1 protein-coding gene is annotated in these 836 nt (G+C 67.7%); it reads right to left on the minus strand.

What is annotated here, in order from left to right; translation table 11 throughout:
• On the minus strand, positions 1 to 836 hold an 836-nt coding region (locus tag IEJ02_RS47865; protein WP_191070516.1), incomplete at both ends, for a polyketide synthase dehydratase domain-containing protein.

Below are 836 nucleotides of genomic sequence, written 5' to 3' on the forward strand. Positions count from 1 at the left end.
ACCCCCCACCATCAACCCCCTCCGGCAAACACACCTCCGCAAACACCGCACCACCCAACCGCCACGCCGCCCGCACCCCCTGAAACAACGGCCCATACTCATAACCCCGACCAGCAAAACCCGCATACAGCTCGTCCGGATCCAACGCCATCGGCTGGGCACCGGCCGGCGGCCACTGCTCGAGCACCTCCTGGCGCTGCTCGTCTTGTTGCGGGATACCGAGCAGACCGCTGGCGTTCCGGAGCCATACGGACTCAGCAGGCGTTTCCCCGGTCTCAACGCGGGAGTGGATGGAAACCGGCCGGAAGCCCGACGCATCGGCTTCTTCAACGGCGACCTGGACCTGGACACCGCCCTGTTCGGGCAGCACCAGCGGCGCCTCCAGCGTCAGCTCCTCCAGCCGATCGCAACCAATGTGTTCACCGGCGCGGACCGCCATCTCCACCAGCGCCGCCCCCGGTACCAGCACCGCCCCCATCACCTGGTGGTCGGCAAGCCACGGATGTGTCTGCAGCGACAGCCGACCCGTAAGCAGGACCGCCTCACTGCCAGCAGTGTCGACTGCGGCTCCGAGGAGGGGGTGCTCGACGGTCTCCAGGCCCAAGCCGGTGGCATCGGTTGCCGCGGGCGGGGCGTCAAGCCAGTAGCGCTGCCGCTGGAAGGCATACGTGGGTAGGTCCAGCATCGGTGCACGACTGTCGGTCGCAGTGCTGTCGTCCGTGGCCACCGCGCCGAGAGCAGGTTTCCAGTCGACGGTCACCCCGTTGACATGCAGTTGGGCCAGGGAAGTCAGGACCTGCCCGAGCGTGTCCTGGTCACGGCGCAACGTGCCGGTC

It is taken from the genome of Streptomyces sp. 5-10 (genome assembly GCF_014712245.1).
Classification (GTDB): domain Bacteria; phylum Actinomycetota; class Actinomycetes; order Streptomycetales; family Streptomycetaceae; genus Streptomyces; species Streptomyces violaceusniger.